The 24737-nt window shown below is 56.8% G+C and carries 22 protein-coding genes; 18 read left to right on the forward strand and 4 right to left on the reverse strand.

The genetic code is table 11. The features are described 5' to 3' along the window. Positions 1-90: 90 nt before the first annotated feature. The 3 genes from hldE to alr are packed head-to-tail and all read left to right on the forward strand — an operon-like array spanning position 91 to position 3987. The gene (gene hldE, locus JWZ97_RS03990; protein WP_205433534.1) at positions 91-1512 is read left to right on the forward strand and encodes a bifunctional D-glycero-beta-D-manno-heptose-7-phosphate kinase/D-glycero-beta-D-manno-heptose 1-phosphate adenylyltransferase HldE; all 1422 of its coding nucleotides are present in this window, start codon (positions 91-93) and stop codon (positions 1510-1512) included. Continuing rightward, on the forward strand, positions 1505-2911 hold the full coding sequence (dnaB, locus tag JWZ97_RS03995) for a replicative DNA helicase (RefSeq protein WP_205433535.1): 1407 nt from the start codon (positions 1505-1507) through the stop codon (positions 2909-2911). Before hldE ends, dnaB begins: the two co-directional genes overlap by 8 nt. Next, entirely contained in the window at positions 2911-3987 is a 1077-nt protein-coding gene (gene alr, locus JWZ97_RS04000) for an alanine racemase (protein WP_205433536.1), read from the forward strand. Before dnaB ends, alr begins: the two co-directional genes overlap by 1 nt. An 11-nt stretch (positions 3988-3998) precedes the next feature. Here the strand turns inward: alr and JWZ97_RS04005 are convergent, their stop codons facing one another. The 4 genes from JWZ97_RS04005 to map all read right to left on the reverse strand — a co-directional run bounded on the left by JWZ97_RS04005 (position 3999) and on the right by map (position 8695). Next, positions 3999-4847 (reverse strand): polysaccharide deacetylase family protein, encoded by an 849-nt coding sequence (locus tag JWZ97_RS04005; RefSeq protein ID WP_205433537.1) that lies wholly within the window; start codon positions 4845-4847, stop codon positions 3999-4001. Further along, the gene (locus tag JWZ97_RS04010) at positions 4844-5149 is read right to left on the reverse strand and encodes a DUF6763 family protein (RefSeq protein WP_205433538.1); all 306 of its coding nucleotides are present in this window, start codon (positions 5147-5149) and stop codon (positions 4844-4846) included. Before JWZ97_RS04010 ends, JWZ97_RS04005 begins: the two co-directional genes overlap by 4 nt. Positions 5150-5277: 128 nt before the next feature. After that, positions 5278-7932 carry a [protein-PII] uridylyltransferase gene (gene glnD, locus JWZ97_RS04015; RefSeq protein WP_240342466.1) on the reverse strand — a complete coding sequence of 885 codons (2655 nt, stop codon included), beginning with the start codon at positions 7930-7932 and terminating at the stop codon, positions 5278-5280. Beyond that, positions 7892-8695 (reverse strand): type I methionyl aminopeptidase, encoded by an 804-nt coding sequence (gene map, locus JWZ97_RS04020; protein ID WP_205433539.1) that lies wholly within the window; start codon positions 8693-8695, stop codon positions 7892-7894. Before map ends, glnD begins: the two co-directional genes overlap by 41 nt. A 228-nt stretch (positions 8696-8923) precedes the next feature. On the opposite strand from map, the gene rpsB reads away from it, so the two are divergent. The 15 genes from rpsB to JWZ97_RS04095 all read left to right on the forward strand — a co-directional run bounded on the left by rpsB (position 8924) and on the right by JWZ97_RS04095 (position 24721). Beyond that, complete coding sequence (gene rpsB, locus JWZ97_RS04025; protein ID WP_205433540.1) at positions 8924-9676, forward strand: 30S ribosomal protein S2; 753 nt, start codon at positions 8924-8926, stop codon at positions 9674-9676. A gap of 120 nt (positions 9677-9796) precedes the next feature. Beyond that, positions 9797-10681, forward strand: coding sequence for a translation elongation factor Ts (tsf, locus tag JWZ97_RS04030; RefSeq protein WP_205433541.1), 885 nt, complete (start codon positions 9797-9799; stop codon positions 10679-10681). 107 nt (positions 10682-10788) lie between these two features. Continuing rightward, entirely contained in the window at positions 10789-11514 is a 726-nt protein-coding gene (gene pyrH, locus JWZ97_RS04035; RefSeq protein WP_205433542.1) for a UMP kinase, read from the forward strand. After that, entirely contained in the window at positions 11514-12071 is a 558-nt protein-coding gene (gene frr, locus JWZ97_RS04040) for a ribosome recycling factor (RefSeq protein WP_205433543.1), read from the forward strand. The genes pyrH and frr overlap by 1 nt, the downstream gene beginning before the upstream one ends. Positions 12072-12161: 90 nt before the next feature. Then, the gene (gene uppS, locus JWZ97_RS04045) at positions 12162-12893 is read left to right on the forward strand and encodes a polyprenyl diphosphate synthase (protein ID WP_240342566.1); all 732 of its coding nucleotides are present in this window, start codon (positions 12162-12164) and stop codon (positions 12891-12893) included. Positions 12894-12938: 45 nt separating this feature from the next. Next, positions 12939-13877 carry a phosphatidate cytidylyltransferase gene (locus JWZ97_RS04050; protein ID WP_205433544.1) on the forward strand — a complete coding sequence of 313 codons (939 nt, stop codon included), beginning with the start codon at positions 12939-12941 and terminating at the stop codon, positions 13875-13877. Further along, positions 13874-15055, forward strand: coding sequence for a 1-deoxy-D-xylulose-5-phosphate reductoisomerase (gene ispC / locus JWZ97_RS04055; protein WP_205433545.1), 1182 nt, complete (start codon positions 13874-13876; stop codon positions 15053-15055). Before JWZ97_RS04050 ends, ispC begins: the two co-directional genes overlap by 4 nt. A gap of 13 nt (positions 15056-15068) precedes the next feature. Further along, entirely contained in the window at positions 15069-16430 is a 1362-nt protein-coding gene (rseP, locus tag JWZ97_RS04060) for an RIP metalloprotease RseP (RefSeq protein WP_205433546.1), read from the forward strand. A gap of 50 nt (positions 16431-16480) precedes the next feature. Further along, entirely contained in the window at positions 16481-17224 is a 744-nt protein-coding gene (locus tag JWZ97_RS04065; RefSeq protein ID WP_240342467.1) for a DsbC family protein, read from the forward strand. 660 nt (positions 17225-17884) lie between these two features. Then, positions 17885-18493, forward strand: coding sequence for an XrtA/PEP-CTERM system exopolysaccharide export protein (locus JWZ97_RS04070; RefSeq protein ID WP_205433547.1), 609 nt, complete (start codon positions 17885-17887; stop codon positions 18491-18493). A gap of 16 nt (positions 18494-18509) precedes the next feature. Further along, positions 18510-20090, forward strand: coding sequence for an XrtA system polysaccharide chain length determinant (locus JWZ97_RS04075; protein ID WP_205433548.1), 1581 nt, complete (start codon positions 18510-18512; stop codon positions 20088-20090). 16 nt (positions 20091-20106) lie between these two features. Continuing rightward, positions 20107-21048 carry an XrtA-associated tyrosine autokinase gene (locus tag JWZ97_RS04080; protein ID WP_240342468.1) on the forward strand — a complete coding sequence of 314 codons (942 nt, stop codon included), beginning with the start codon at positions 20107-20109 and terminating at the stop codon, positions 21046-21048. Position 21049: 1 nt separating this feature from the next. Beyond that, positions 21050-22780 (forward strand): TIGR03016 family PEP-CTERM system-associated outer membrane protein, encoded by a 1731-nt coding sequence (locus JWZ97_RS04085; RefSeq protein WP_205433549.1) that lies wholly within the window; start codon positions 21050-21052, stop codon positions 22778-22780. 8 nt (positions 22781-22788) lie between these two features. Further along, positions 22789-23859 (forward strand): XrtA/PEP-CTERM system-associated ATPase, encoded by a 1071-nt coding sequence (locus JWZ97_RS04090; RefSeq protein WP_205433550.1) that lies wholly within the window; start codon positions 22789-22791, stop codon positions 23857-23859. 40 nt (positions 23860-23899) lie between these two features. Further along, positions 23900-24721 (forward strand): XrtA system polysaccharide deacetylase, encoded by an 822-nt coding sequence (locus JWZ97_RS04095; protein ID WP_240342469.1) that lies wholly within the window; start codon positions 23900-23902, stop codon positions 24719-24721. Positions 24722-24737 lie beyond the last annotated feature (16 nt).

Here is a 24737-nt window from a genome sequence, read left to right on the forward strand (position 1 = left end):
TCGCATCGGGCAGTGTACCACACGGCCAAAGCGCGTCGTCCACAGGGTGCGCTGTGTTATGCTATGAGGCCTTTTCTACCCCCTTCCTAAATGCAACTTCCTGATTTCAAAAGCGCCAAGGTGCTGGTTGCGGGCGATTTGATGCTCGACCGCTATTGGCGCGGCGGTACGGCGCGCGTGTCGCCCGAGGCACCGGTGCCGGTGGTCCATGTGCAGGGCAACGAGGAGCGGGCCGGCGGAGCGGGCAACGTGGCCCTGAATCTGGCGGTGCTCGGCGTGGACGTCAGGCTGCTGGGCTACGTGGGCCGCGATGAAACCGGCGATGCGCTCTTGGCACTGCTCGATCGTGCGGGGATCAAGCTGGACATCCAGCGTCCCACGACCCTGCCGACCATCACCAAGCTGCGCGTCATCAGCCGTCACCAGCAGTTGCTGCGGCTGGATTTCGAGGAGTCGTTCCAGTCCGTCGACCCGCAGCCTTTGTTGAACAGCTACGAGTCTGATCTGGACCGTGCCGACCTGGTGGTGCTGTCCGATTACGGCAAGGGCAGCCTCAGCGCGGTTCCCGCGATGATCCGTCTGGCTCGCGCGGCAGGCAAGCCCATCCTGGTGGATCCCAAGGGCAGCAACTTCGCCAAATATGCCGGGGCCGATCTGCTTACGCCCAACCTCGCGGAGTTCGAAGCCGTCGTGGGCCGCTGCCGCGACGAGCGCGAAATCGAAGAAAAAGGTGGCGGCTTGCTGGCCGAACTGGATCTCGGTGCCTTGTTGATCACGCGTGGAGAGCAGGGCATGAGCCTGCTCAGACCCCATCACGCCCCCTTGCACCTGCCGACCCGTGCGCGCGAGGTTTACGATGTGACCGGCGCCGGCGACACGGTCATCTCCGTGCTGGCAGGTTGCCTGGCCGCGGGTTCGCCTTTGGACGAGGCCACCGCCCTGGCCAATCTGGCGGCCGGCCTGGTGGTCAGCAAGCTCGGTACCGCTAGCGTGACGCAGAAGGAATTGAACGAAGCCCTGCACGGGCCCAGGGCCCACGCACGGGGCGTGATCGGCATGGATGAGTTGTTGAAAACCTTGGCGGCCGCCCGCCGCGAGGGCGAAAAAATCGTCCTGACCAACGGTTGTTTCGACATTCTGCATCTGGGCCATGTGCGCTACCTGCAGGAGGCTAGGGCCCTGGGCGATCGCTTGATCGTGCTGGTGAACAGCGACGAGTCCGTAGCTCGGCTGAAAGGCCCCGGTCGTCCGGTCAATCCGCTGGCCGATCGCATGGCCATGCTGGCGGCCCTGGAATGCGTCGATTGGGTTTTGCCTTTCGATGAGTACACGCCGCGCGAGGCGATCTGCCGCATCCTGCCGGACGTACTGGTCAAGGGCGGCGATTATTCCCGCATCGAGGACATCGCCGGGCACGACTGCGTGCTCGCCCATGGCGGCGAGGTCCGCCTGCTGTCGTTCGTCGACGGCTACTCGACCACCCGCATCATCGAATCCCTGCGTCATGCCTGATTACGACTACGAACCTGCCCCGCCTTATTACGAAGATCGCCAAGTCGACGCACTGAAGGTCCCTCCGCATTCCGTACAGGCCGAACAATCGGTGCTCGGCGGGCTGATGCTGGACAACCAGACCTGGGACACGGTCGCCGACCGCTTGGGCGAAGAAGATTTCTACCGCCGTGATCATCAGCTGATCTTCCGGGCCATCAAGGTGCTGGCCGAGAAGCAGTCGCCCTTCGACGTGGTCACCCTGGCCGAAGTGGCCGAATCGCTGGGCTGGCTGGAGGAGGTGGGCGGACTGGCCTATCTGGGCTCATTGGCGCGCGACACCCCCAGCGCGGCCAACATCGCAGCCTATTCCGACATCGTGCGCGAGCGTTCGGTGCTGCGCCAACTCATCCACGTGGGCGCGGAGATCGCCGATTCGGCCTACCGGCCGGAAGGGCGCGAACTGGCTCAGCTCATGGAAACGGCGGAGCAGAAAGTTTTCCATATCGCCGATCAGCGGCGCAAGTCCGGAACCGGCTTCAAGCCCATCAAGAGCCTGCTGGCCAGTGCCGTCGACCGCATCGAGGAATTGTTCCACAAGGAAGGCCACATCACCGGCAAGAGCACCGGATTCGCCGATTTCGACGAGATGACTTCGGGCTTGCAGGCCTCCGATCTGATCATCGTGGCGGGCCGACCTTCCATGGGCAAGACCACCTTCGCCATGAATCTCGCGGAAAACGTCGCCATCAAGGAAAAGCAGCCGGTGGCCGTGTTCAGTATGGAAATGCCCGGCGAACAGCTCGCCATGCGCATGATGTCCTCGCTGGGTCGCATCGACCAGCACCGGGTACGCACCGGCAAGCTGGAGGACGACGAGTGGCCGCGCATGACTTCGGCCATCAACATCCTGGCGGACACGCAACTATTCATCGACGATACCCCGGCGCTCACACCGACCGAAGTACGCGCCCGCTGCCGCCGCCTGGCCCGCGAACACGGACAACTGGGCCTGGTGGTGCTGGACTATCTGCAGTTGATGCAAGGTGGCGGAAACTCCGAGAATCGCGTCAACGAGGTTTCGGAGATCTCCCGTTCGCTCAAGGCGCTGGCCAAGGAGCTGAACGTGCCGGTGATCGCGCTCTCCCAGCTCAACCGCAACCTGGAACAGCGTCCCAACAAGCGGCCGGTGCCTTCGGACCTGCGCGAGTCGGGCGCCATCGAGCAGGACGCCGACCTCATCATCTTCATCTACCGCGACGAGGTCTACAATCCCGAAAGCGCCGACAAGGGAACGGCCGAAATCATCATCGCCAAGCAGCGTAACGGCCCGATCGGTACTGTTCGGCTGACCTTCCTGGGCCAGTATACCCGCTTCGAAAACTTCATCTCCGACCCGTATTCCGACGAGGCTTATTGATGTTGCCGGCCGCCCACGCCGTGCTCGACATGACGGCGATCGTCCACAATCTCGCGCGCGTGCGTGAATGCGCGCCGAACGCCAAGGTCATGGCGGTGGTCAAGGCCAATGCCTACGGCCATGGCCTGGTGCGCGTCGCCCGCGCCCTGGCCGATGCCGACGCCTTCGCGGTGGCGCGCGTCGATGAAGGCGTCAGTCTGCGCATGGCCGGCGTCAGTCAGCGCGTCGCGGTGTTGCAAGGCTATACCTGCGCGGAGGAATTGGAGCTTTACGCCCGTTACAGCCTGGAACCGGTGATCCATTCAATTTTGCAGGTCGACCTGCTTGAAACCACCGTGCTGGATCGTACGATCGCGGTCTGGCTCAAGCTGGATACCGGCATGCATAGGCTGGGATTGAATCCCGAACAGTTCGAAGCCTGCTATCGCCGTCTGCAGAACTGCGCCGCGGTGCGTCAGCCCCTGGCCATGATGACCCATCTGGCCAATGCGGACGAGCGCACCGATCCTTTGACCGGTCAGCAGCTCGACCTGTTCGGCGACACGCTGGAAGGCTTGACGGGCGAGCGCAGCGTCGCCAACAGCGCCGGCCTGTTGGCCTGGGAGCGTGCCCATGCGGAATGGGTGCGGCCCGGTCTGGTGCTGTACGGTGCTTCGCCGTTTCCGGATCGTAGCGGTCCGGACGAGGGTTTGAAGCCGGTGATGACCCTGCGCACGCGGCTGATCGCCATCAGGAATTTGCCGGCCGGCGAAGCCATCGGCTACGGTGGAGACTGGGTCTGTCCGCATTCCACGCGGGTCGGCGTGGCGGCCATCGGTTATGGTGACGGTTATCCGCGCCAGGCGCCTTCCGGTACCCCGGTGCTGGTGCGGGGTAGGCGGGCGCCTCTGATAGGCCGGGTGTCTATGGACATGGTCACGCTGGACTTGAGCGAGTTGCCCGAGGCCCGGGTGGGCGACGAAGTGACCCTTTGGGGCGAGGGCCTGCCGGTGGAGGAGATCGCCCGCCACGCCGGGACGATACCCTATGTCTTGCTGTGCAACGTGATGCCGCGGGTCAAGCTGGTCGAGCTTTGACGGTCGTAGTGTCAGGCGGCTTTGCGACCGAGCTTCGCTAGGGCCCGGTTCCAGTAGTAACGAAGAATGGGGCTGAGTCCGCCTTCGTTGCTGCCGAGCTTGATCTTGCGCACCAACGCGGCCGCCGTGTCGGTGCCGTAGACGTCGAGGCGGCGGATGCGGAAAGGGTTGACGTCTGCCCGATTGAAGCCGGGCTGAGTGGAGAAGGCGGCCTGATAGCCGGCGGCGCGGACGGCTTTTTCGACCCGCTCGTCGACGTGTCCATAAGGGTAGGCGAGAAAGTGGGCGGGTATCCCCAAGACTTCGCCCAGTATTTTCCGCGATCCCGCCAACTCGTCGGCTAGCGTTTCGTCATCCAGGCTGGTCAGGCTGGCGTGATGGCGGGTATGGGAATGAAAACTCACGCCGTTCGCCTGCATGGCGCCTATGTGGTCCACGCTCATCAGCGGGTGGCCCATACGGCCTGGATTTTCCTTGCGCGTCCATTCGTCCGTCTTGCCGATCAGGTCGGATACCAGGAATACGGTGAAGGGCCAGTTCAATTCGCGCAATATCGGCCAGGCGTGGTCGTGTACGCCCAGAAAGCCGTCGTCGAAGGTCAATACGAAGGACTTTTCCGGCAGGCCTGGTAGCCGGCCTTCCAGCCAGCCGGTGAGATCGTCGATGCGGATGGCACGGTATCCAGCTTGTGCCAAAGCATGCATATGCGCGGCGAAACGCTCGGGTTCGACGGCGTAGCGGGATTCCCCGTCGCTCTTGGCGTCGTCCACTCGGTGATACATGAGCACCGCAATGCGTGAGGGAGATTCCACGACGGCCGGCGGCTTAGCGCCTGTGTTGTGCCGGTGGCCGACGCTCATTCTTCTCCTTCGAGCAGATCGTTCAGGGTGATGTCGCCGATATCGCGCCCGTGTGTGTCCGGGTCGGAATATCCGAGGTCGTCCGTTTCCACGTCATCGAATGGCGCGCTCCAGTCTTCGGGAGCCTCGACGAGCACGATGGCCGACTCGTTCCATGAGGCACAGTCGTATTCGCCGAGGTCGCCATTGAGATATTGCACTTCGATGGTTTCGTTGGCCTCATCGAGTGCGACGACGCGGAAAGTCCTTCCGGATGCAGCGTCCTCGTACCAGTTATCCAAAATGGGATCTATGGCGTTCATGTTCTTACTCGTTGGCTGAGTTAAGGCTTTGTACACCGGATCGAAGGTCAGTGGGCTGATGCAAGCCCCTGGCCTTAGCGAGTCCATGTTACACCGTCGTCGTTCAGCATAGCATTCGGGATTAAAGCTTACCTTTCGCCGACCAGTTCTATGAGCGCATCGTGCAGTTGCCGGCGCTGTTCGGGGGCGTTCAAAGGGCGGTCTTGGCGGTCGGTGATCAGGAAAAAGTCTTCCGCCCGGCTACCGACCGTGGAGATGCGTGCATCGTGGACGCGGATCTGGCAACGGCGGAAGGCCAGCCCGACTTTGGACAGCAAACCTGGCCGGTCCGTCGCGATCAACTCCAGGAGGGTTTGGCTCCGCTCGGGCACGTCGCGGAAATAGATTTCGGTCGGCACCATAAAATGGCGCAGCAGGCGGTCTTCGCGCCGCTGCACCGGCGTGGGTTCATGGTCGAGGTTTAGCAGGGCCTGGCGCAATTTGGCGCAGATGGCGATTTGTCGGCGTTGTTCCTTGATGGGCTCGCCGGAGTTCTCCAGGACGTGATAGCTGTTCAGCGCGTAACCGTTGATGGTGGTGATGAGCTTGGCATCGTAGACGGTGAGGCCGAGCTGGTCGAGCACGGCGGTCGTATGCGCGAACAGGAAGTCGACGTTACGGGCGTAGATGAAGATCTCCGCGCTGCCGCGCTGGTTGATGGGGCGCAGCAGGACCAGGGGGAGCTCGTCTTCGCGCGTGGCGGCGATCGCCACGGTATGCCAAGTGATATCGTCCGGCTGGGTGCGCAGGAAATAGTCCTCGCTGACGGTTTCCCAGACGCGGCCCAGGGTCGTTTCGCTCAAACCCAGTCGGGTCAATTGGCTGCGGGCCTCCTCTCGGTTGACGCGTATCCGCATGTCCAGGTCGGGCGGTTTTTCCAGGCCGCTGCGGAACGCGCGCCGGGTAGAGGTGAAGAGTTCGCGCAGCAATGCGCCTTTCCATGCGTTCCAGAGGGTGGGATTGGTCGCGCAGATGTCCGCCACGGTCAGCAGGTAGAGGTGGTGCAGGTGGTTGGAGTCGCCCACCACCTCGGCGAATTTATGGATGACCGTGGGATCGGAGATGTCCTTGCGCTGGGCCGTGATGGACATCAGCAAATGTTGGCGCACCAGCCATTGCACCAGTTCGGTGTCACGTTGGCCCAGGCCGTGGCGTCGGCAGAATTCGCCGGCCAGCTCCGCGCCGACCTGCGAGTGGTCGCCGCCGCTACCCTTGCCGATGTCGTGCATCAGTCCGGCGATATAGAGCAGTTCGGGTTTTTCGATGAGTTTGAATACCTCGTTGCACAACGGGTGCTCGGTCCGGTAGCGGTTCAAGGCGAAGCGCCTGAGATTCCGGATCACGAACAAGGTGTGTTCGTCGACGGTATAGACGTGAAACAAATCGTACTGCATGCGTCCGACCACTCGGGCGAATTCAGGCAGATAAGCGGCGAGCACGCCGTAGCGGTTCATGCGTCTAAGGACGTGGGTGATGCCCGTCGATTTGCGCAGAATGCGCATGAACAGACCGCATACCTCGGGATTCCGTCTGAAATTCTCGTCGATCAGCGGCAGGGACTGGCGTATCAGGCGTATGGTCGTCGCACGTATGCCCTGTAGCGCGGTGTTTTGCTGCAGGAGCAGGAAAATTTCGATGAGCGCCGCGGGGCGCTCTTGAAACACGGCGGGGTGCAGCACTTCGATGAATTGGTTGACGGCCTGGAAACCGCTGTTGATCGGGGTAATCAGGGCTTCCTCCGGATTACCCAGAGCCACCTCCTTGAACAACTGCAGGACCATTTCGTTGAACCGCTCCAGGCCCATCACCGTCCGGAAATAACGCTGCATGAAGGGTTCCACCGCCTGATTGACGGTTTTCGCCTGGTAGCCGAAGCGTTCGGCCAATATCTCCTGGTTATCGAACAGCAGCCGGTCCTCACACTTTCCGGTGAGGGCGTGCAGGGCGAAACGCACTTTCCAGAGGAAATTGCGCGCGTCTATGAATTCGGCGAATTCGGCTTCGGTCAGCCAACCGTACGCAACGAGGTGGCGCAGGTCGGCCGAATTGTAATGGTGCTTGATGATCCAACCGATGATTTGTATGTCGCGCAAACCGCCGGGACCTTCCTTGATGTTCGGTTCCAGCTTGTAGGCAGTATTGTGGTATTTGGCGTAACGCAGGCGCTGTTCGGCCAGCTTGGCTTCGAAAAACAGCGCGGAAGACCATGGCCGCTCTGCCGCCAAGCGGGCCTGCAGGGTCGACAAGAGCCCGGGGGTACCGTCGATCAGGCGGGCTTCGAGGAGGTTGGTCATGATGGTTTGATCGTCATGCGCGGCCTGCACGCATTCCGACACGGTACGGACGCTGTGTCCCGGTTTAAGACCGATGTCCCAGAGGTGGCTGAAGAACGCACCGAGTGTCTGTTCGTAGGCCTCGTGTTGGTCGGCCTGGTTCGGCGCACGTTCCTCGATCAATACGAGTAGGTCGATGTCGGCGTGCAGATGCAACTCGCGCCTTCCGTAGCCGCCCACGGCAATCAGCGCAGGCCGGCCGTTCAGTCTGGAAACCCGGCGTCGCCAGGCTCCCTTGAGCAACTCGTCCATGAAGTCGGCATGCGCCCGTATGAGGTTTTCGATGCCTTCGTCGGCCTCGAAGCGGCGGATCAGTTCATCGGTGTGCGCCTGGATTTGCGCTTTGTCCAGGCGTATGGAATCGATCGTTTCAGCTTGCGGCGATCTTGAGCTTGGGTTGGTCGAATTCAAGCTGCTCCTCCCGACGCAATGTTAAGATTTCATAGCCGTCAGGGGTGACCAGCACGGTGTGTTCCCATTGCGCGGACGGGCTGTGGTCCTTGGTCACCGCCGTCCACCCGTCAGGGAGGATTTTGACGTAGCGCTTGCCCAGATTGATCATGGGTTCGATGGTGAAGATCATGCCGGATTCCAGCACCACGCCCGTGCCGGGTTTTCCGTAATGCAGCACCTGCGGCTCCTCGTGAAATCCCTTGCCGATGCCGTGCCCGCAAAACTCCTGGACGACCGAGTATCCGGCCGATTCGGCATGCTTCTGGATGACGTGGCCGATATCGCCGAGGCGAGCTCCCGGTCGGACCTGGCGGATGCCCAGGTACAAACACTCCTGCGTGACGCGTGCCAGACGCTTGTTGCGGATGTTGACCTCGCCGACCAGAAACATCTTGCTGGTATCGCCGTGATAGCCGTCCTTGATGACGGTGATGTCGACATTGACGATATCGCCTTCCTTGAGCTTTTTAGGCCCCGGAATTCCGTGGCAGACCTGGTGGTTGACCGAGGTGCAGATCGACTTGGGAAAGCCCTTGTAATTGAGGGGGGCGGGAATGGCCTTTTGGGTTTCGACGATATAGTCGTGGCAGATGCGATCGAGTTCATCGGTGCTGACGCCGGGTTTTACATGGGGCTCGACCATTTCCAATACTTCGGCCGCGAGGCGGCCTGCGACGCGCATTTTTTCGATTTCGTCGGGGGTTTTGAGAAGTATGCTCATGCCTGAGTATGTGTGGGGGATGAAAGATCCCGCGTCGCTGTGGATTGTCGAACAACGGCAGTCCATGGTATAAAGCCGCGCTAATTTTAGCAACCACACACACTTGACCGTCACATCCTGCGGGGTGCCGAGGCCTTACGGCCCGGTCGCCGGATGGGGCAAGTGGAGGCTCAACCCTAGTGAGGCCGCTACACGAGCGCCTCCAAATTGATCAGGAGTTATCGTTTTATGTCGACTGTAACCATGCGCCAGATGCTCGAAGCCGGCGTACATTTCGGCCATCAGACGCGGTACTGGAATCCGCGCATGGCGCCTTATATCTTCGGTGCCCGCAGCAAGATTCATATCATCAATCTCGAAAAAACCCTGCCGCTGTTCAACGACGCGTTGAAGTATCTGGAGCAGAAGGCCGCCGATCGCGCCCGCATCCTGTTCGTGGGCACCAAGAAGACCACGCGCAAGGTGATCGAAGATGAGGCGACCCGTGCCGGTCAGCCTTACGTCAACCATCGCTGGTTGGGCGGCATGTTGACCAATTTCAAGACCATCAAACAGTCCGTGGCCCGCATGAAGGACCTGGAGGCCATGCGCGACGACGGCCGCCTGAACCGCTTCAGCAAGAAAGAAGCCTTGAACATGATGCGCGAGCTGGACAAGCTGGCCTTGAGTCTGGGTGGCATACGCGATCTGGATCGCCTCCCCGACGTCTTGTTCGTGCTGGATGTCGGTTACGAGAAGAACGCCATCAGCGAAGCGCAGAAGCTGGGCATTCCCGTCGTCGGCGTCGTCGACACCAATAACAGTCCTCTGGGTATCGATTACATCATACCCGGTAACGACGATTCCATACGTGCCGTGCATCTCTATGCTCAGGGCGCTGCCACCGCCATACTCAAAGGCAAGGCCAGCGGAGCGACTTTCTCGGCCGGCGGCGAAGACGAATTCGTCGAGGCAGCCGAGGACGCTGGTCAGGGTGAGTGACGCCTGGTGCGCCATTTTATACGCGCCCACGGGTAAATGAGTGAACCTGGAAACGCCTCCTACACGGGGGCGTTTTCATAAGCAAGTTGAATTCAAGTATTTCTTTAAGAGGTTGTGTTTATGAGTATTACCGCATCGATGGTAAAAGAGCTGCGTGAGCGCACGGGCTCCGGCATGATGGAATGCAAGAAGGCCTTGGTGGAAGCCAATGGCGATCTGGAAGCCGCCATCGAAATCATGCGCAAGGCGGGATTGGCGAAGGCCGACAAGAAATCCAGCCGCACGGCGGCCGAAGGGATCCTCGCGGTGAAGATCAGCGCCGACGGCAAACAGGCGGCGCTGGTTGAAGTCAACTGTGAGACCGACTTCGTGGCCAAGAACGATGATTTCGTTGCCTTTGCACAGGCAATCGCCGAGAGCGTGCTGATCTCTTCCGCCGCATCGGTCGAAGAGGTATTGGCGTCGACCTTGCCCGCCTATAACGTGTCAGCCGACGAACGCCGCAAGGAGCTTATCGCCAAACTGGGGGAAAACATCAATGTCCGCCGCTTTGAGCGCTTCGTGACGGAGAATGGCCTCAATGCGAGCTATCTGCACGGCAGCCGCATCGGGGTGCTGGTCGAAATCATCGGCGGCAGCCACGAGCTGGGCAAGGATATCGCCATGCATGTGGCCGCGAGCAAACCGATCTGCGTGGACGAGTCCGGTGTTCCGGCCGAGACCATCGCCAAGGAAAAGGAGATCTTCTCGGCCCAGGCCGAAGCCAGCGGCAAGCCGGCCAACATCGTCGAAAAGATGGTGGACGGCCGCATCAAGAAGTTCCTAGCGGAAGTGACCTTGGTCGGTCAGCCGTTCGTCAAGGATCCGGACCAGACCGTTGGCGCCTTGCTCAAGGCCCAGGGTGCCACTGTCGGCCGTTTCGTTCGTTTCGAAGTGGGCGAAGGCATAGAGAAGGAAGAAAGCAATTTTGCTGAGGAAGTAATGGCCCAGGCGTTCGGCGGTTAAGTCCGTTGATTGTGCTTGCTGGGCAAGTCCTTACTCTGCGTTGACTCAAGGCGGCGTGCCGGGCGTCGTCTTGGCACGTCCCCTTAAACGGAGCATTTCAGCACACTATGAGCGAGCCAAAGTACAAGAGAATTCTGCTCAAACTCAGCGGCGAAGCGTTGATGGGCGAGCAGGCGGGTGGCATCGACCCGGACACCATACAGCGGCTGGCAGGCGAAATAGATGAGTTGTGCCAAGCCGGTGTGCAAGTCGGACTGGTGATCGGTGGGGGAAACCTCATACGCGGGGCCGAAAAGGTTTCCGATGGCTTGGAGCGCGTCACCGCCGACCACATGGGCATGCTGGCCACGGTGATCAACGCCCTGGCCATGCAGGACGCGCTCGAACACGTGGGACGTCAGGTGCGCGTCATGTCGGCGCTAAAAATCAATCAGGTTTGCGAAGATTACATCCGTCGGCGCGCCGTGCGCCACCTGGAAAAAGGGCGGGTTGCGGTGTTCGCGGCCGGTACCGGGAATCCTTTTTTCACCACGGACTCGGCGGCGAGTCTGCGTGCCATCGAGATCAAGGCCGATCTCCTGATCAAGGCCACCAAGGTCGATGGCGTCTATTCCGCTGACCCGTTGAAAGACCCGAACGCGCGTTTTTACGCTCGCCTGACTTACGACGAGGCTCTGGATCAGAGGCTCAATGTGATGGACGCCACCGCCCTGGTGCTCTGTCGCGACCACCGCATGCCTCTGCGCGTCATGAACGTGTTTCAGCCCGGGGCGGTGATGCGCTTGGTACAGGGTGAAGATATCGGCTCATTGATTGAAACCGGGAAATCCTGATGATTCAAGACTTACAAAAACGAACCGGCGAGCGCATGAAGAAATCCATCGACTCGCTCAGACAGGAATTGGCCAAGATACGCACCGGCCGGGCTCATCCGAGCTTGCTGGAGCATGTCTACGTCAACTATTACGGCAATGAGGTTCCTCTCTCGCAGGCGGCCAATATCACGGTGGAAGATGCGCGGACGCTGGCGATCACGCCCTGGGAGCGAACCATGGTGCAGGCCATCGAAAAAGCCATATTGACCTCCGATCTAGGACTGAATCCCAGCAATGCGGGTACGGTGATCCGTGTGCCGCTACCTCCTTTGACCGAGCAGCGCCGCAAGGATCTCGTCAAAATCGTGCGCCACGAAGGTGAAAACGGAAAGGTGGCTATACGCAACATACGTCGCGATGCCAATGCCGAACTCAAGTCGGCCTTGAAGGACAAGCTGATATCGGAAGACGAGGAAAAGCGTAGCGAGGAACAGATTCAGAAACTGACCGACCAGTACATCAAGGAAGTCGACGCTGTTTTGCAGGAAAAAGAAACCGACCTGATGGCGATTTAATTCGTTTCAGCCCGAATTCACAGGATCATCGTGGAAGTTGCGAGCGTAACCGTTAGCCCCGGCAATCTGCCCCGACACATCGCTATCATCATGGACGGCAATGGACGTTGGGCAAGAAACCGGCTGCTTCCCCGAACCGCAGGGCATATGGCGGGAGTGGGTTCCGTGCGCAAGGCGGTGGAGTGGTGCGCGCGCAAGGGAGTTAAAGCGCTTACCCTATTCGCCTTTAGCAGTGAAAACTGGCGTCGACCGGAACAGGAAGTGTCGGTCCTGATGGGATTGTTTTTGAGCACGCTGGAAAAGGAAACCCGCAAGTTGCACGAAAACAATGTCCGCTTGCGTGTCATCGGAGACCGCACCGCGTTTGCCCCGGAGTTGCAGGCCCGGATTGCCGCGGCCGAAAAGCTGACGGCAGGCAACGACGGCCTGAACTTGGTGATCGCGGCCAACTATGGCGGACGCTGGGACATCGCGCAGGCTGCCCGGCGCCTGGCGGAGCGCGTGCAGGGCGGCGGGATCCGGGCGGAAGACATCAATCCGGACTTGTTCCAGTCGGAGTTATGCCTGGCCGATCTTCCCGAGCCCGACCTCTTCATCCGCACCGGGGGAGAACGGCGCATCAGTAATTTCCTTCTGTGGCAACTGGCCTATACCGAGCTTTATTTTACCGCCACGTTGTGGCCCGATTTCGATGAACAGGAATTGGAGAGAGCCATCGACGATTATGCAGGACGCCAGCGCCGATTCGGACACACGAGTGAGCAGGTAGAGGCGTGGGCTCAAAGTGCGGGATCGGTTTCCCAACGGCCTTTACGAACATGAGCGAACGGGCTGAGTACGTTCGTGCCTAACCAAGAAGAAGAAACTATGTTGAAGAATCGTGTCATCACCGCTCTCGTCATCGCTCCCCTCGCGCTTTTGGCGGTGTGGTTCCTTCCTCCCTTGGGGTTCGCTGTTGCCTGGGGAGCGATCATCTTGTTGGCGGCCTGGGAGTGGAGCGGATTGTCCGGTCTGGAACCGACGGGCGGCAGGGTCGCTCTGGTTGTGATACTCGGCGGACTCATGGCGACCGGCCCTAGTTGGGCCGACTATGCTCTGGACTGGTTGGCCTGGCCGGTGGTCGCTTGGTGGTTTGTCATTGGGCTGCTGCTCCGACGGATACCGGCGAAGCTGTTGTCCTGGAAATATCCGCTTTTCGTCAAACTGCTGGTGGGACTGTTCGTCCTGGCTTCCGCCTGGATCTTGCTGGTCTGGACGCGCGTAAATTTCGGCGTCTTGCAGGTGCTTTATCTATTGCTGCTGGTATGGTCGGCCGATGTCGCCGCCTATTTCACCGGCAAGCGATTCGGAACCACCAAGCTAGCACCGGAGATCAGTCCTGGCAAAACCGTGGAGGGTTTGTACGGGGCGCTGGCCGTCGCTTTGGCGTTCGCCGTGACGGTGGGCCTCTATCAAGGTTACGACGCGATCAAAACGGTCGATTTCGTGCTGCTTTCCATTGTCACCGTGATTTTTTCCGTCACCGGCGATTTGTTCGAGAGTCTGCTGAAGCGTCTGCGCGGGGTGAAAGACAGCGGCGCCGTTTTGCCTGGCCATGGCGGGGTTTTGGACCGCATTGATAGCCTGATCGCGGCCGTGTCGGTGTTCTACGCCGGCTCATTCCTGCTGGAAGTATTTCTTGGATCGGTCAATACCATCCCGGTGATCGTACCCGATGAGACCGGAATGCTGGAGCAGCTTGAGCGCCTTTATGCTTCGGTTGCGCTGATGCATGACGGGGCCGGCCGGCCGGAGGGACTGCTGTGAAAGGTATCTGCATACTGGGTTCCACCGGATCGATCGGTGTTTCCACGCTGGACGTAGTCGCGCGGCACCCCGACCGCTACAAGGTCGTGGCCCTCACCGCCAACAATAATCTCGATCGATTGCTGGAACAATGCCGGGTCCATAAGCCCTCCTATGTGGCGCTACTGGATGAAGCGAAAGCCGAGGATTTCCGCGCTCGCTTGGCTACTGAGGGGCTGATGGGCACCAAGGTATTGTGCGGTACGCGCGCGCTGGAAGAAGTCGCATCTCTGACGGAAGTCGACAGCGTCATGGCCGCGATTGTGGGTGCAGCGGGGTTGTTGCCTACGCTGGCGGCCGCCAAGGCCGGCAAGAGCATACTTCTGGCCAACAAGGAAGCTCTGGTTATGTCGGGGCCTCTGTTCATGCGCGCCGTGGTCCAATATGGCGCCGAGCTGTTGCCGATAGACAGTGAACACAACGCCATCTTCCAATGCATGCCGGCTAATTATCATGCCGGCCGCAGGGCGAGCGAAGTCCGCCGCATCCTGCTGACCGCTTCCGGAGGGCCTTTCCTAAACAAGGCGCTGTCGGAGCTGCATGATGTATCTCCCGATCAGGCGGTCGCACATCCCAACTGGGTCATGGGACGGAAGATTTCGGTCGACTCGGCGACCATGATGAACAAAGGCCTGGAGGTCATCGAAGCCTGCCTGCTGTTCAACATGCCACCCGAGCAAATTCAAGTGGTCGTACACCCGCAAAGCGTGATCCATTCGCTGGTCGATTACGTCGATGGCACGGTGCTGGCACAAATGGGCAATCCGGATATGCGCATACCCATCGCCCATGCGCTGGCGTGGCCGGAACGTTTCGAGTCCGGTGCGGAACCCTTGGACTTGTTCTCGGTCAGACAACTGAACTTCGAGGCGCCGGACTTCGGCCGTTTCCCCAATTTGCGGCTGGCTTATGAAGCAGTTCGCTCGGGCGGCACCATGCCGGCGATACTGAATGCCGCCAACGAAGTGGCGGTGGCGAGTTTCCTGGAGGCTCGGATACGGTTTACGGCCATACCGGAAATCATCGATCACACCATGCAGTCCCTATCCGTACAACGGGCGGAAAGCATCGAGGAGGTCCTGGAAGCAGACCACCAAGCCCGCGTGATAGCCCACGACTATATCGCCACGCTCACATAATCCGACACCTACAATGCCGCCGTTTTTACATACCCTGATTTATTTTCTCGCGGCGCTAACGGTGCTCATCGCTATCCACGAATATGGCCACTTCATCGTGGCCCGGTTCGTCGGCGTCAAGGTGCTGAAATTTTCCATCGGTTTCGGCAGGACACTTTGGCGTTATCAAAAATCTCCGAATGATACCGAATACGTAATCGGCATTTTGCCCTTAGGCGGCTACGTGAAAATGGTCGACGAGCGCGAAGGGGCGGTGTCGCCCGACGACCTGCCGCATGCTTTCAATCGACAGCCTCTGCCCGGCCGCTTCGCCATTGTGGCTGCGGGGCCACTGTTCAATTTCATGTTGGCCATCCTGATTTATTGGACGGTATTCATGTTGGGCGAAACCGGCATTCGGCCGGTGCTGGGGCCGGTCGAAACATCTACGCTGGCCGAACAGGCAGGGTTCCGCGAGGGTGATGAAATACTCGCGGTCGATGGTGAAGAGACCCCTACGTGGAATCTCGCAATCGGCGAATTGATAGCCGGGCTGATAGACCGGGACCGCGTGTCGGTCGACGTGCGCACGGCCGAGGGAGAGAAACTCGTTCGGGTTCTGACGGTACCGAGCGATCTCAGCGATCAACCCGACCATCTGCATGAGCGGCTCGGTCTACAACCCTGGCAACCGGCGCTCTTGCCGGTGATCGATAAACTGCTGCCGGGAAGTGCGGCGGAACAGGCGGGGTTAGCACCCGGCGATCTGTTGGCGAGCGTCGATGGGACTCGCATCGGTGATTGGCGGCAATGGGTGCAGTTCGTGCGCGAACGGCCAAGCCAGGAACTGCATCTGACGGTTGAGCGTGAAGGTCAGTTGGTCAATTTGGTCATAACCCCCCTTGCCGTTGACGGTGCGGCGGGAAAAGTCGGACAAATCGGCGCCTCGGTGCGCGTACCTGAGGATTATCTCAAGGATATGCAGGTCGATTACCGGTTGAGTATCGTTCCCGCATTGATCGCGGCTGTCGAGAAGACTAGCGGCGACTCCCTCATGACCTTAAAAATGGTCGGGCGAATGTTGATCGGTCGTGCGTCAGTGCAAAACCTGAGTGGTCCCATCAGCATCGCGCAGATCGTGGGACAAGCCGCCGAACATGGATTCACCTATTTTCTCCGAGTGCTCGCCATTGTCAGCGTCAGTCTGGCGGTGTTGAACTTGTTGCCGATCCCGGTACTGGACGGCGGCCATTTGGCTTTTTATACGATCGAAGCCATTAAAGGCAGCCCCGTGTCTGAGCGCATACAGGCGGCCTGCCAGCAGGTTGGAATTTTTATTTTGCTCACCTTGATGGTATTAGCCTTTTATCTCGATATCGGGCGGTTGATCGGTTGAGGCGCGCGTTCAGCCTTATTCTTTCTTTTAAACATATAGGGACCCACCAAATGAATAGGCAAGTTGTTCGCTTGGCGCTATGTGCCATCCTGATGTCAAACATTGCGCCTGCACTCGCCGATGCGACAGGAGCTTCGACTCAGGTCATCGAGGGCGCGTTGAAAAAGGCGCTGCCCGAATTGAAGCCGGATACGATAGTGCCTGCACCGCTAAAAGGGCTTTACGAGGTGACTGTGGGCCCCAAGGTTTTTTATGTGTCGGAGGATGGTCGATACATCGTTCAGGGCTCGCTTATCGATTTGGAAACCCGATCGGACCTGACTGAACAGCGCCTAGGAGCGGCGCGCGTGAATGCGCTCAACAAGGTTGGCTTGGATAACATGATCGTCTTCAAGCCCAAGACCTCCAAACATGTCGTTTACGTGTTTACCGATATCGACTGCGGCTATTGCCGCAAGCTACATTCCGAAATGGCTCAATATCAGGCTGAGGGTATCGAAATACGCTATTTGTTTTTCCCGCGTTCTGGAAAAAATACCGACTCTTGGACCAAGGCAGTCTCCGTTTGGTGTGCGAAGGATCGTAATGTCGCGCTGACTAAGGCAAAAAAAGGCGAGGCCGTGGAGAGCAAACAATGCGAAAATCCGGTCGAGCAGCATATGAATTTGGGTCTGGCCATGGGCGCAAACGGCACGCCCATGATGGTCACCGGCAAAGGCGAAGTGATACCTGGCTACATCGGAGCGGCTCAATTGGCGAAACTGCTGGACAAGGAAGACCACGCCAGCAATTGAAGCGGGCGAGCCGAAATTAAGTGGCGTGATCATGGCCGTCCTCGTGTCATCGACTGAGCCTGAGCCCTTCTCAACCGCGATGCATCAAGTAGTTTGCATGTCAGGAGACGGCCGAATGGAAAGGCCTGCAAGCTCTTTGCGCGCAGCATTTGAGTAACTAAGGAAGGTGAACATACGGGAGGCGGATGGATTGAATGCTCCTCCTCGTCCCTAGGAAGGTGAAGGGGGACTCAAGAGCAGGTCCGCTCTACGACTGAGTCGGTTTCCCAGCAGAAACGGCATTTGGCCCGCTCACTTGTCTGGGATTCCGCTATTTCGCGCTATAGGAACTATTCGACAAAGGAGGTTCTGTTGAGTGGCCGGGGAAAGCTTCCGAAACCAATCTCCTCTCCTGCGCGATCTCGGCGTCCTCATTAATCTGGGATTGACAGGGCTGCCTTCCCTCAAGGTTGGCAACTGTTATGTCCGACCAAACGCCTCTATCGGTCAAGAGTCTATCATCGAGCATCTTATGCTAGACTTGGCCAAGCGAAAGCCTCAAAGGCTGGGCGCGGTTCCTTGCACATAGTGACAATACCAAGCTTTTCATCGAGTCCTGTTAACTCGTCAAGACGTTTTTCAACTTCTTATACCCCCGCCAATCGTGAATGGAGCAATAAAGTGAAGCGTGAGTATCACTTAAATATTATTGTGTTGGCTTTCGCCTTTGTTATATCGGGGTGTTCGTTTGCACCATTGGCTCCTAATGTAGAGCCGCTATCAGACTATACCTACGTCATAGGCCCGGGAGACAACATCGAAATGTTTGTTTGGGGCAACCCTGAGATCTCGCGCTCGGTTCCGGTGCGGCCTGATGGAAAAATATCAGCACCTCTGATCGAGGAGTTACCCGCTACGGGAAAGACCCCTTATCAGTTGGCGCGTGAACTTGAAAAAGCGCTATCTAAATATATTCGAAACCCTTTGGTCACGGTCATCGTGGGTGGATTTAATGGGCCTTATAGCGAACAGATCAGGGTGCTCGGGCAGGCGGCAAAGCCTCAAGCGATACCCTATAAGGAAAACATGTCGCTGCTCGACTTGATGATACAGGTGGGGGGGGTAACCCAGTTCGCAGCCGGAAATCGTGCGGTAATAATACGGCGGATAAATGGGGTCCAACAGGAGTTCAGGTTGCGAATTGATGATTTGCTGGAAGATGGCGATATTAGTGCAAATGTAAACGTGTTGCCTGGTGATATTCTGATTGTTCCTGAAGCCTATTTTTAAGTAAGGTTTTATCCCCATGCATGAACTCGTCACCGAGCTGCTTTCATACGTTCAGAACGCTACTCGTTATAAATGGCTGGCCTTATTGACCGCCTGGTTAGTGTGCTTGGGGGGCTGGGTTTTCGTTTCGCAAATGCCCGACAAGTTTCGAGCCGAGGCGCGCGTTCACGTTGATACGCGCTCGGTCTTGAAGCCCTTGTTAAGTGGTTTGGCGATCCAGCCGGACATATCCGGTCAGGTTCGGTTGATGCAGAAATTGATGTTCAGTCGCCCCAACTTGGAGAAGGTTGCCCGAATGACGGATCTCGACCTTGGGGCAAAAGACGACAAGGCTATGGAAAAGCTGGTAGCGCGTCTACAGGCTTCCATGACCATTGGCGGTGGGGAAAACAATTTGTTCACCATAGCCGCAAACGACGCCGATCCCAAGGTGGCGAAAAAACTTGTGCAGTCATTGCTGACCATCTTCGTCGAGCAGACTTTGGGTGAGACACGCGAAGATTCTAATGCCGCGCAGAAGTTTCTCGATCAGCAAATTAAAGAGTATGAAGCTCGTCTGCAGGCAGCCGAGTTGGCGCGTGAAAACTTTAGGCGAGAACATTACGGATTAATGCCAGGACAGGGCGGTGATTTATACACTCAGTTAAATGGGCTTGCGCAACAGGTCGAAGAGGCCAAAATGGCCGCTCAGGATGCCGTTAATAGGCGCGATGAGTTGAAGGCTCAATTAGAGAACGAGGATGCAACCTTAACGGATTTCGGCGGCGGTGAGGCGGGGGGCATTGCCAGCCCACTGGATGCTCGGGTGCAGGCCATGCAAGCCAAATTAGATGATTTGTTGCTGCGATATACCAAAAATCACCCGGATGTCATTGCATTAAAGAAAAGTATCTCTGATCTTGAAAAGCAGAAGCGCGAGCAGGAACAGTCCCAACAGGCGTCCGGCGGCGGAGACGATTCCTTGGGCGCGGGCGCTGCTGGAAAGGGCGAAGCCAACCCCGTTTACCAACAGATGAAGATTGCTTTGAGCGAGGCGGACGCGAACGTCGCTGCTTTAAATTCTAGGGTAAAATCCTACGAAGAAAAAATAGAAAAAATGAAACAGCAAATGGACGAGCGTCTCAAAGTGGAAACCCAGCTTCAGAACTTAAATAGGGACTACGATACTATCAAAGGCAATTACAACTCATTGCTCGGAAGGCGGGAAACGGCGAGATTATCGGAAAATGTTGAACAAAATACCGATACTGTTAAATTTCGGATCGTAGATCCTCCGCAGGTTCCCTCCAAGCCTTCTGCGCCCAACCGCATCCTGCTGTCCAGTGCCGTATTGTTGGCCTCTTTGGTTACAGGTGTAGCAGCAGCAATATTCTTGTCGTTGCTTAGGCCTTGTTTCAATAGTACGCAAAAATTGAGAGATGGAACACAGTTTCCGGTTCTCGGTACCGTGTCCATGAACTGGATTCCTGAGATTAAGCAGAGGAAGTGGAAAGAATTCTTGATTTACAGCACCTCATTCGGTTTTCTCTTGCTTATGTACCTCGGTATCGTATTGCTGGAGATAAAGGGTATCAATCTGCACCGGTTTTCGCACTGAGCCGCAGGAACTAGTTGTGAGCATAATAGAAAAAGCGCTGGAGAAAATGGGGGGGCGAGCTGTACCTCCCGCACCTATAACTAGTGATAATCCCGTAGATGCTTCCCGCCCCAGGTACGATAACACCGCATCTCAGCCCGCCGACCCAAAAACCGGTGATGCTGTAGCGTCTGTGGTCGCGGCTAAACCGGAAAAGAAAATTTATTCGATAAATTGGAAGGTTTTGCAGAGCAAGGGAATGTTGGTGCCCGAAATGGCACGTAGCCAGATGGCAGAAGAATATCGTTTGATTAAGCGTCCTTTGTTGATGAACGCTTTTCCGGATGGCTCCAATGGAATTGAGCGCGCCAATCTTATTTTGGTTACCAGTAGTGTTCCCGGCGAGGGAAAGACATTCACGGCTGTGAACTTGGCATTGAGTATTGCCATGGAGCGTGATAGGACCGTTTTGTTGGTAGATGCCGATGTCGCCAAGCCATCGATTTCCCGCTTACTCGGAATTCGGGAGCAGGCAGGGTTGATCGACCTGCTAGAACGACCGGATGTGAAGGTCTCCGATGTCCTGCTGAAAACGGATATACCCAACCTCAGCCTTTTGCCAGCCGGTCGCCTGCATCAACACTCCACTGAATTGTTAGCAAGTCAGGCTATGAAAAAACTGGCTCGCGAACTTTCTGAGCGCTACCCGGACCGTATCGTTATTTTTGATTCTCCCCCCCTATTGGCTGCGACCCAGGGTTCCGTGCTGGCTAACCTAGTCGGTCAGGTAGTATTAGTGGTCGAGTCAGACGTAACTCCGCAATACATTGTTAAGGAGTCTGCATCTAAGCTCGAGGCATGTAAAGTGGTTGGCTGTATACTCAATAAAACTAAGAAGGGTTTTGGTTTTACTTATTACGGCTACGGCTACGGCTACGGCTACGGATACTATGGCCAGCAAAAGAACGAAGAAGCGTAGCGTGCAACTCATCATAGATCGTGATGGAACTTGTCGTTCATCCGGTTTAACGCTGAGTTCTATCCTCGTTGTTTCTCTCATTTCTCATCCTTTGCCCGTGAAAGCTCGAGATTGGCGGATTACACCGTCGTTTTCGGCTCGTCAGTCGTATTCGGATAACATAGCTCTGGATGCATCCGGTAACCGGAACGATGCCTTTATCACGCAATTAAATCCGGGATTCCGGCTCAAGCGAGAAGGCAGTCGGTCGACATTCGATCTTAACTATCGTTTACAGACCATCTATTACGAAGGCTATGATCGCGATCCTTCGGTTAATAACCAACTGCAGATGACTTCCAAAACGGAATTGGTCGATGACTCGATTTTCGTCGACTCTACGAGCTCGATAGGTCAGACTAATACAAGCTCTAACGGGCGTTACAACTATGATAATACTCTGGCTAGCGGCAATACTACCGAGTTTAGGACGTTTCGGCTAAGCCCTTATTGGCGGCCACATTTAGGTCGGTACGCAGACGGCGAGGTAAGGATTGCTTATGCTACGTTCAGTACTGACCAGGGAGGGGATAGCGGAATTTCCGATTCTAATACTATCCAGGAATATGCCAATTTTAGAAACGGCGATGCGACTCTTCCGTTTGGCTGGCGGGTGAACTTCTCCAACCAGGATCAGTATCGAAGTCAGTCGGCCTCCAGTGTAAATGCTAACAGCAATGATGTCAGCTTTCGAAACTATAATGGCGAGCTCAGTTATAGGTTGACAACAGAGTATAGTGTCTTTATCCAAGCTGGGATGTATGATAATAATTTTCCGGGGCCGAACTCGACCAGTCGATCTAGAAATGGTAGTTATTACACAGCCGGCGCCGGTTGGACACCCAGTCCAAAATTCAGCCTTTCGGCTGGCTACGGAAAAAACAATTACTTCGCTTTTCTGCGTTGGACTCCCTCTCAGCGAACCACCCTTAATGTTCAAGTTCGCCAGAGCCGTGTTGGCGGCTCGCCGTATAGTTCTGGTATTGGCTCGCAGAATTATGGCGGAGGGTTAGGGACAGGATATCTAGGCGGTCCAGGGGGATATAGTTCCCCTTACGGCCAGTTGGGTGGAGGTAATACCGGAACTACCTGGAACGGAGTGCTCCAGCACCGCATGCGGAACACGACCGTGTCTGGCACTTACAATGTAAGTACAACCACGATACAGCAGGTTCTGCAAGATCAACAGGTATTCAGTACGCCTGGCATGAACGGCACGGATACCAATTCGGACCCGGTAGTAAATCTGCGAGACAACAGTTTGTCGTCCTTGACCGACGACGTAATCACCCGGAAAAGGGCGCAGTTGGCGGTCAGTCATTCGTTTTCAAAGAACACGCTCACTTTGTCGGGGTATCAAGAAAACCGTACTTATAGCTCCGGTCTTAACGAGCAAGATGTCTTAGGCTTGACGGCGACTTGGAACTGGCGTTTCACTCAATTGACGAGTTCTACGTTGCAGGGTAGCTGGCAGCAAACTGACACCGTGACCGAGAGCGCTACAAGCGGCCAACAGAAGAACGAATATTTCAATATAGGCTGGATACTCAATCGTCGAATCACATCTCATCTCAATGGGGCGTTGGAGCTTCGTCATTTTCAGCAAGATGGCGCGCTAGGCGTCACTAACAATACCAGCTTGGGGAAGTCGACCGAAAATCGGGTTACGGCGAGTGTTAATGTAACATTCTAGGCGGATTGATGTACGATACTTTTTATAATCTCAAGAAGAAACCGTTTCAGCTTAATCCCGATCCGACGTTTTTTTTTAATAGTGCCGTCCATAAACGGGCGCTAGCCTATCTACGGTATGGTCTGGCTCAGGGGGAAGGTTTTATCGTGGTAACCGGCGCCCCAGGTACCGGGAAAACCATGCTGGTCAAGGAACTGTTCGAAAATATTCGAGGAGAAGAGGTCGTCGCTGGCCTGATGGTCACTTCCCAAGTAGGGGCTGAGGATACTCTACGCATCATCGCCGCAACTTTCGGTCTGTCCTATGACGGCGACGCGAAGGCTGTGCTGCTGAAAAACCTTGAGAATTTTTTCAAGCTTAAGGCGAGGGAGGGTAAACGGGTATTGCTAGTCGTCGACGAGGCGCAGAACCTGCCTTATCAATCCATGGAAGAGCTTCGAATGTTGCTGAACTTCGAACTCGATGGCCGAGCCATCTTCCAGGTTTTCATGCTGGGGCAGGACGAACTGAGGTTGATGCTACAGTCCGACAATATGGAGCAGGTACGGCAGCGGATCACGGCGACCTATCATCTGCGACCGTTGGATGTCGAGGAAAGTCGAGAGTATATCGAACATCGCCTGCTAACCGCCGGATGGGAAAATGATCCTAAGTTTTTGGACGAGGTTTACGAGGAAGTGCATCGTTACACCGGTGGCGTTCCACGGCGTATCAATACCGTGTGTGATCGATTATTGTTGTACGGCTTTTTGGAAGAGATTCATGAAATCAATCACGATGCGGTCGCGCTGGTTATCCATGAGATAGAGCAGGACTCCGTCAAGCAGCAAAATGCTCCGGAGGTTCGCATCGAACATAGTTCAGGCTATTCCCATGTTTCACCACGTGCTGATACGAGCTATGCGCCGCCGATTGAGGGCAGTCTGGAGGATCGCTTGGCCTATCTCGAAAACACGGTGAGCGCGATGCGGCGCGGTATGCAGAAGGAACGTGCCCTGTTGCGGAAAGCGATCTTGATACAATTGGACCTCGACGAGATTTACGACGATGCGTCGTTTGACGCAAGCCAACAATCCTAAGCGCATGACTCGTTCCCCATCTGTTATGCCAACGAATGCAATGACCGTCGATGTCGAAGATTATTTTCAAGTCTCGGCGTTCGAGCCCTATATCCCTCGCAGCGACTGGGAGTTACTGCCTTCCCGAGTAGAACGGAACACTGATCGCATCCTTGCTTTATTCGCTGAGCATGGTGTGCAGGCCACTTTTTTTACGCTAGGCTGGGTGGCGGAACGCTATCCTGGCTTGGTGCGGCGCATCGTGGAAGGAGGGCACGAACTAGCCTGCCATGGTTATTCGCATATACGCGTAAACCGTCAAAGCCCGTTCGAATTTCGGGCAGATGTCGAAAAGTCCAGAAACCTGCTGGAACAGGCCGGGGGCGTCGCCGTTCGAGGTTATCGTGCGGCGAGCTACTCCATAGGAGCGGAAAATTTGTGGGCGTTGGAAGTATTGGCCGAGTTGGGGTTTACCTATAGTTCCAGTATATATCCAGTGAAGCACGACCTTTACGGCATGCCGGACGCTCCGCGCTTCAAGTTCAGGCCGGAAAACGCGCCCAATTTATTGGAAATTCCGGTGACCACGGTCGAGTTGGGTAGTCATAAGTTTCCAGCGGGCGGCGGCGGTTATTTTCGGCTGTTTCCCTACTGGATTTCCAGGTGGGCTATCGACAGAGTCAATCGCCAGGACGGCCAACCGGCCATATTTTATTTCCATCCCTGGGAAATCGATCCTGAGCAGCCTCGTCAACGGGATATCAGCATGAAAACCCGATTTCGACACTATCTTAACCTGGGTCGGACGGAGTCCCGCTTGCGAAGGTTATTGCGGGATTTCAGTTGGAATACGATGGATAAGGTTTTCGTGCGCACGCAGTAAGGCTGCAGGACTAAGG

The organism is Methylococcus sp. EFPC2 (genome assembly GCF_016925495.1).
Lineage (GTDB): Bacteria > Pseudomonadota > Gammaproteobacteria > Methylococcales > Methylococcaceae > EFPC2.